Source organism: Siccirubricoccus deserti, from assembly GCF_014283215.1.
Taxonomy (GTDB): Bacteria; Pseudomonadota; Alphaproteobacteria; order Acetobacterales; family Acetobacteraceae; genus Siccirubricoccus; species Siccirubricoccus deserti.
This window is the reverse complement of sequence record NZ_JACOMF010000105.1, coordinates 1-8,026: the sequence shown is the minus strand read 5'-3', so window position 1 is coordinate 8,026 and position 8,026 is coordinate 1. Positions and strand designations below refer to the sequence as shown.

Here is an 8,026-nt window from a genome sequence, read left to right as displayed (position 1 = left end):
GGGGATCCGACCCAGCCAGGAGTTGGTCTAGCAACTCATCCGGGATGGTAGGCTGTTTGCGTCGCGGCATGCGATGGCTCCTTCAGCAGCATCGTACCGTCCCAAACACAAACTTCCCGATAGACCCAGTTGCAGCGCCCAACCCTCCTCGGCCGCCCGCCCTTCCGCCTTCATCCGCGCCGTCCAGTCGCCAAGCAGGGTGTACGTCAGCTTTTCCAGAGCAGCCCGATTCAGGCGATGATAGTGGAGGAAGGCCGAAAAACCGCCCTTCCCACCGTCCCATACCTGCCAAAGGAACGGGCGTTGGTAGAACAGGACACAGTGTTGGCGGAAAGCTCGGTCGCGCAGCCAGCCTTCGAGAGTTGCGTCCTTGAACTCCTTCTTGTCCAGTAGGGCGTCAGCAGCGCGGATCAGCGCCAGTTCCCGGGTGTTCGACCAAGCCTCATCGTATGCGCAGGCGAGTAGGTCACGGAGTTGGTCGGCGAGCGGTTTGTCCGTTCCCGCGCCATGCAGTGTCAGCAACCCATTGGCGTCAGCACCCGCAAGTGCGGCCGCAGCAGTGGCGCGCTCGCGGGCCAGCGGCGCTAGGCGCATGTCTGTGTCGATCTCAGCGGGCCAGCGAAAGCCTGCTAGCCGGGCGAGTGCGACATGAAGCTCGGTGCCAGGGATGGTATGAGCAGGGTGGCCGTGGAACAGCCACTGCGTAGGTTCATCGGAATATGGCTCGGGTACCCCGTCGGGGTAGCGCTCGTCTGCAATAGACTTCCAGTATTCAAAATCAAACGGCACCTTGAGCAGTGTGTGATTCATCACATTCATTTTCTTGTCGATGGCGCGGACAGCATCGTGAAACTCGTTAGACGAACAAAAACACCAGATGGCACCTAGATCATCGGGATTGTTCGGTATAATTGCTGCCGCATTGGCGTCGAAAATATGCCCGTGGTAAATTGAAACAGGAAGTTTGTTCATCAGAGAGGCTGCGACGCCGAATTTGCGCCAAGCCTCAGAGCCCCGTGTTGGCCGAATTCCGCTATGCCCCTCTATCAGGCGCAACTCCTTCGCAAGATTATCTAGGGTGCCCTGGCCGTTCTCCCACAGAACACATTGCGAGCAACCCCCGTAAACCTGCGTTTCGTCAACACTGCTTTGGACGTATGCCCATTTTTTCCCAAGGAAGCCTACCTCCCAGTACGATCGATAAAACCTCTGAGTGTCACCTGTGCCTTGGCCCCAGAAGGATTGGGCGTACTTGCTCAGCAGAGTTCCGCCCGCGACCTCTTGGATGGCTATCCGTAAATCAGGATTGGCTTTCTGTGCTGCCTGACGCTGGACATGAATTTTGGCTGCGTGCAGCACTTCTGCCTTCTGCTGGACATCCCTTGCCTTGTTCGCGTCCACCCCGACGAACACCGTGCCTGCGTCCGGCACCGAGTTACGAAAGATCACAAGTGCGGTGTTCACCACCTCGCCGCTGATGGTCTCGAAGCCCCGCGGCCCGATCCCGGCCACAATGGAAAGGCTGGCTCTGCCTAGCAGACCCTCTCGAAACGCTTTGTAAGCGCTGATGAACAGCCAATTCTGCGGTGTCACACTTGCAACTGCTCCGTGCGCAGTCGCCAAGCGTCGCATTCGCTGGACCATCGCCGTAGCTAGGTCCGCTTTTGCATCTGGCATGCGTGACGAGATGAAGTCCGCCAGGGTCGGGTGCTGCCGACCGCGCCCGAGAAAAGGTACATTGGTCGCTAGCAATACGTATTGGCGCGCAAGTAGCCCCGCCGCATCGAGCAGACCACGGGCCGCTACCGCCCCCTCGGCGCGCTCTGGCTCCGCGCTTCGCAGCAGTGCAAGTGCTGCCTCCCCGCGCTCGCGCAAATCTGCGTCCAGCAGGTCGCGTGCCCCCACTTCCAGCAGGCTGCCAAGCAGCGGCGCCTGCGCGAACTGGTCGTGTAACGCTTCAAGTGCCTGCCGCAGGGAGGCATCCCCCCCTGCGAGCGCCGCCATCTCTACGCGCGGCGAAGGCTGCGCCCCCACCCATGCGATCTGCGGCTGGGGCAGAGGAACCGGTCCACCCGCCATCCGCCACGCTGCCAGCGCCACGTTGAAAGCGGCGATCTGGACGCAGCGACCGTCGATCTCCAACCCGTGGAGGTTGTCCCGAAGCACGGCCCGGGCGGCCTCCTCGCCCGACAGCCCCTCCTCCGCCCGCCTCAGCGCTGCCAGCAGGCCGAACGCCTCCACAAGGAAGTGTCCACTGCCAGCGCACGGATCAAGAAAGGTGATCTCCGCCGTGGGGCGCGGCCAGCCGGGGAAGGTGCCTGCCGCCGGACGCCATGGCCCAGTGCCGTCACCATCCTTCACGAATCGCAGGAACTCCCAAGCGACGCCCTCAAGCCCGTGCGAGCAGGCATCCCGTAGCGCCTGCTCGTCGGCGGCATCCCGGGCGAGGTCCGGGTTCCCGGCCAGCACCTTGCCTGCCCACCACGCGCCGAGCGTGTTGTGCAGCAGGAACTTCACCATGTAGGGCTCGGTGAACAACTGCGTCACTGCGGGAAGGTCGGCCGCGCCGATCTTCCCGCCCGCCCGGTTCACCGCGTCCTTCTCGGCCGCGCGCCAGAACTGGTAGGTCCAGCCGAGCGAGTCCTCAGCCGCGAATACTTGCACCGGCAGTCCCACCACGAGTGCTCGCAGGCCCTTGGCGAATTCCGGTGCCAGCGGCACGGCGAGCAGAGGGTCGTCCGGCCTGAACACCGCAGGGAGCGCGGGCGCGGCGAGCCGTTCCACGAGCGCCCACTCGTCCGGCAGTCCCTCCTCCTGCGCCAGTTCCCGAAGCTCGTCCGGGCCGATGGCGACGCCCATCTCGGGGTGGATCAGGAGGTCGCGCTCAACGAGGAAGCGACCGAACAGCATCCGGTGCCATGCCTCGTAGGCGACCGCTTCTTGTAGCTGCACCGTGGTCAGCAGGCGCTTCTGCGCCCCGTCCCAGCGATCGCCGAGCGTGCGAGCATGCGCCCGCAGCCGTACCCGCAACGCCTTCTGCTCCTCGGAGAGGTAGGTGGGCGCCGCGTCGTCGGCGACGCCGAGGCGCCTGATGGCGTCGGCGGCGGCCTTCTCGGCCACGTCGCGCGCCTCGCGGATCGTGGTCTCCAACCGCCTGCGGAGGGCACGGTCGAGCGTGCTCATGCCAGGGGCCTCACCGGACCGGCGCCAAGCAGGGGCGCGACCTGCTGGCGCACCTCGTTTAGCCACGCGTCGAGGTCCGCCGTGTTGCGGAGCGTCCGCCGCGGGAGCATCACCGTCTGGGTCTTGGGCTCCAACTCCTTCGCTGCATCGTCCAGGGTGGCGTCAACCCGCGCGGGCAAGGCCAAGGCCATGTTCTGCCACTCGGAGAGGCCCCGCGCCGACAGGCTCTCGGCCACGCGTGGAGGATCGGAGAGGTCCGGCGCTTCCTGCGAGAGGAGGCCGTGATGCACCCGGAGTTCGTGCTTCTTCTCTGGGGTGATCTTGCCCCAAGACTCGTCCGCCCGCAGCCGCGCCTCGCCTGCCTCCCAGGCCGCTTGCCACGCCGCGTAGGCGGCCATGGCGCGTGCACGAAGGTCGTCGGCGGCGGCCGCGACCAGCGGCGGCAGCGGGTTGGGTTCGGCGAGCAGCGACCGTCCGGCGAGGATGGCGTCGAGCGCCGCCCTCCGACCCTCGGCGCCGAGCGCGACCAGCCGCCCGGCCAGCGCCCAATCCCGGAGGCGCTTCGCCATCTCGGCCTTCGACGACTGCCACTCCGGGATCAGGGTCTTGAGTGTGTCGTGCTGGGCAGCCAGCGCCGCCATGAGGTCGTTGCCCGTGCTGGCCCGGAACTCGGACAGGCCGGGCACCTCCGGCGCCCTGGGCGCCGGGGCATCGCCTCCCGCCTCCGCAGCGACGGCGGCAAGGCGGTCCACGATGGAGAGCAGGTAGTTGCCCTCCTCGCCAGACGCGATCTTGAGGTTCAGCAGGTTGCCGAGCGCGCGGACGGCCATCTTCTCCCTAGCCGTGACCACGCGGGTCTCGGGTGCGAAGGTGCAAGTGCCGTAGGCGCTCGTGTTCTGGTCGGCCAGCACCACCGGCTTGCCGTCGAGGCCGGTGACCTTCACCTGCCCGGCGTTGGAGAGGACGACCAGTGCCGCGTCCACCGCGTCCCTGGGCCAGCCGTACGGCACGCCCGTGAGGAGGTTGCGGAGGTCCGATCCCTTCTTGCCCCCGCCGAGGGCACGGAGAATCGCCTTGCAGACGGGGTGGTCGTGCGGCTCGCCCGCGTGCCCGACCTCCCGCATGGCGTCCGGCACCTTCTGCCGCGCCTTGGCCAGCACGCGGTCCCAGCCCGCGTGGTCGGCCTGCGCGAATTCGGTGTAGAGGCGGTCGAGACCGCACTGCGCCGCCTCCCGCACGGCATCGGCCCGCGGGAGGCCCGCGCCCACCTCGGCGCCGCCCGCGACCAGCACCTGTCCACGCTCCACGGCGTCCCTGAGGATCGCCTTGGCGACCTGCTCGGCGCGTTCGAGGCGAGACTGCATCGACGCCTTCGCCTCCTTGCCACCCTCCGTGGTCGGTACGCCCTGGCGTTGGAGCGCGGTGGTCGCGGCGCGGTAGGCCACGATGGCGTCGCGCAACTCGTCCTTGCGGTGGTCGGGCACGACGAGGTGCAGCGTGGCATCCTTCTGCACATCCGCGCCCCGGATGTCCGCGAGCGTGGAGGGCAGCGGGTGGTCCCACCCGTTCCAGAGGCGGAGCGTGAGGCCGTCGCCGCCCGGCTTGGCGTCGCCGATCACTCGCTCGATGCGGCGCGGGACCTTGGACACACCCTGCACCACCTGCCCCGCCCCGGTGAGGGCGTCGTCGAACGTCTGCTCAAGCAACGAGGCGCGCTGCCGGGCGGTGCCGCTCGGATCGCCCGTCTCATCCACCGCCGCCTTGTCGTAGGCGCTGAGCCAGTCCGCGCTCTCCTTGGTCTGTAGGCGCCACTCGCCATCGCCCACCTCGATGACCGTGCGTTCGGCCGCGAGGGCCGCGAGCAAGTTGGGGACCCTGGCCCGCACCGAGGCCGCGTCGGAGAGGTCGTCCACCAGCAGGTCGGCGATGACCTCGGGCGTCGCGCGCACACCATGGACGTGGGCGTCCCCCGCGATCCGGGAGAGCAGGTAAACCACCACGAGGATGCGCGCCTTCATGGCGCCGTCGCCGGGCTGCGCGCGCAGCGCCGCGATCCGGTCGTAGATGTCGCGCGAGATGAGTTGGCGCGACAGCGCCTCGGCGGCGAAGGTGTCGAACAGGAAGTCGGCCGGGACCGCGACCCCGAGCGGCCGGTCGCCGTACGTCCTCACCGCGTCGAGGGTGAGGCGCAATTGGCCGCGAAGGGTCGCGCCCAGGCCGGACTTGTCCAGTTCGGCCAGCACCCTCTCCCACAGCCTGCGGCGGGTCGAGAGGATGGGCCAGTCCGCGGCCGCGAGAGAACGGTCGGCCTCTGTGCGCTTGAGCGTCGTGCCGTCGAGGTGCTTGTCGATCTCCCCCGAGCGCAGCGCCAGCATCTCCTCCACGGCGGGCCGCGCCGCGTCTTTCTTGAGCAGGACGGTCTTGCGGACCACCGATTGGATGTCGGCGGAGCCGAGGGCTACGGGGACCGGAAACCGGCCGAGGAGTCTCGACAGGAAGGCCACGTCGCCGAGCGCCGACTGCCCAGTGCAGACCAGCAGCACCCGGCCCTTGAACTTCGAGGCCAGTTGCTCGGCGATCGTCTGGATGGTCAGCGAGAGCGCCGGGTCCTGGCGCAGGAACTGCTGCACCTCGTCGAGGATCACGAGGGTGAGCGGAATGTCCCGGCCGCCCAGGGTGAGCGCCTTCTGGGCCTTCTCGACCATCAGTTCGACGGTCGGCTCGGGCTCTCGCTCGAACTGCTTGCCGAGGCGGTCCATCAGCGTGTCGGCGTCGCGCGCGAGCGACGGTTTGGCGGCCAGCGCAGCCACCGCGAGCCGGTCGTCCAGCAGGAACTCGCCGAGGGCGTCCTCGAAGTCGGCGTCCAGGGCGGTGCGCACCGCGTCAAGGACACCCTCCTCGGCCAGCCAGAGCGCCACCAGTGAGGGGCGGAGGTCGGTGCCGATCGGCAAGCCCGCAGCACGGAAGATCACCTCCAACACCGCCTTGACCGGGTGCTGCGAGCCAAGGCCGAGCGTGCTGCCGCCCACCGCGAGGCCGCCGAACTGCTTGGCCTTCGTCCGCAACTCGCGCAGCGCGGCCCGGACCTCGCCCGGCATGTCGTGGATCAGACCCTCGGCGGTCGCGCCGTCGTCAAAGCGGAGGTTCGTCCAGAGGGCGCCCAGCATGGCAGCGAGCAGGCTCTTGCCCGAGCCGTAGAAGCCGCTGACCCAGGCCGCCGGGGTGTCCACCTTCCGGCCCGCCGCTCCGTTGAAGGCTTCGAGGATGCGCCGCAGGCCCTCCGCATAGGCGCCCTCGCAGACGAAGGTCTGCAACTGCTCGCGCAGGATGGCCTTCTGGTCGTCGTCCGGCGGGAAGGAGACCTTGGCCACGCCGCCGTCGGCGAGGCGGTACGAGGACGGGTCGCGCGCGAGGACTTCCCGGTTGAGCGTCACACGGTTGAGCATCGCGTTCTACACCACGTCGGCTGAGGGGATGGGGACGGCGAGGTAGTTCCAGCCGTCGCGGGCGTCGAGCAGGCGGTAGATGCCGCCCTGGTGGGTGCCGGGGAACGCCACCACGAGGCGCCCCGGCACGGCATCGGCCACTTGGGCGATCAGCGCGGAGGCGCGCAGCAGGCCGAACAACGAGGCCACGCCCGTGAGGGCCAGCAGGTCGTCGGGGCCGCACTGGGCGAGTTCGGCGCGAAGCTGACCGACGAGGTGCTGCTCGAACTGCGGGATCACCGTGGAGAGGGTGTTGGGCTTCTTGGCCGCGCGCTCGAACCACTTCTGCGAGGCCACCCATTCGCCGAAGCGAGGCGCGAGGTCGAACTCCCGCCAGCCCTTGCCCGCCTGCTCTGTGGCGAGGCGGAACTCGCCGAGGCGGCCACGCACGCGCCGCTCATGCTCCTTCGCGTACCACAGAATCCAGATGCGCCCGGCCGGGGCCTCGTCTGGCCGCCATGGCACGTCGAGTCGCCCGCGGAAGGCGGTCAGCAACTCCTCAACCGTGGACAAGACCGGGCACCCCCAAGGCGTCCGCCAGCGGGCGGCGGACATCGATCTCCAACACGTCGCCCGCGCTTCGCACGCGCGCGAGCCCCAGGCCCTCCGCCTGCCGCAGCAGCGACAGCCGGTCCTCGACGGGCCGGTCGAGCACGTCGAGCCAGCGGCTCGAAAGCAGCCGGGCGCCGCCGAAGCCGCAGAGGCTGGCCAGCAGGGCGGCGTACGCGGCGGCGACAGGCGTTGCCCTGGCCCGGACCCGCTCCTTGCGGACGGCACCCTTGAGGAACCCGGCCTGGGTCCATGACGAGGCGGCGTTCTGGGCCATCGACTTTGCCGTCGTGTCGCTCAGGCGGCCGGGGTTCAGGGCCTCAACGACAGCCGCGATGGTGGACCACCGGACCTGCGTTCCCAGCGGCGCGTCCAGTACGGCGGCCGCGCCATCTCGCAACAGAGGATCGCGCGCAAGGGCGCAGAGCAGGGCGAGGATCGGGCGGCCTTCCGGGTCGCGCGGCCACAGGCGCCGCAAAGCCACGCCGACGGGCGCATCACTCCCCACGCCGTAGAGTTCCCGGAGGCGGACGAGTGCGGCTGCCCTTGCCCTTACGGACGGCTTGGCTAGCAGGTTCTCGGCCAGCACGGCGTCGGTCGGGTCCTCGCCATGGCCGCTTGCGAGCAGGGCCGAGAGGTCGCTGAGCATCATGGTCTTGGACTGGTGGGTGCCGCCACCTAGCCCGGATCATTCACGGCGGCGGTGACGCGCGTCCCCTGGCTGGCGCGCGGCTCGCGCCGTGGTTGTGCGGGCGAGCGGGATCGGCGCCGGTCCTATTGGCCGGGGTTCAGGTGCGGATCGCGGGGCT

Annotated in this window: 4 protein-coding genes; all 4 read right to left on the bottom strand. The window is 68.7% G+C overall.

The window, feature by feature from the left end; genetic code table 11:
- Nucleotides 1-27: 27 nt before the first annotated feature.
- Genes H7965_RS27590 through H7965_RS27575 form a run of 4 tightly spaced genes read right to left on the bottom strand, consistent with a single transcriptional unit; the run spans nt 28 to nt 7,869 of the window.
- Complete coding sequence (locus H7965_RS27590) at nt 28-3,183, bottom strand: BREX-1 system adenine-specific DNA-methyltransferase PglX (protein WP_186773746.1); 3,156 nt, start codon at nt 3,181-3,183, stop codon at nt 28-30.
- On the bottom strand, nt 3,180-6,629 hold the full coding sequence (brxC, locus tag H7965_RS27585; RefSeq protein WP_186773745.1) for a BREX system P-loop protein BrxC: 3,450 nt from the start codon (nt 6,627-6,629) through the stop codon (nt 3,180-3,182). Before brxC ends, H7965_RS27590 begins: the two co-directional genes overlap by 4 nt.
- A gap of 6 nt (nt 6,630-6,635) precedes the next feature.
- Nucleotides 6,636-7,181 carry a DUF1788 domain-containing protein gene (locus H7965_RS27580; RefSeq protein WP_186773744.1) on the bottom strand — a complete coding sequence of 182 codons (546 nt, stop codon included), beginning with the start codon at nt 7,179-7,181 and terminating at the stop codon, nt 6,636-6,638.
- A complete protein-coding gene (locus H7965_RS27575; RefSeq protein WP_186773743.1) occupies nt 7,168-7,869 on the bottom strand; it encodes a hypothetical protein in 702 nt (233 codons plus the stop codon). Before H7965_RS27575 ends, H7965_RS27580 begins: the two co-directional genes overlap by 14 nt.
- Nucleotides 7,870-8,026 lie beyond the last annotated feature (157 nt).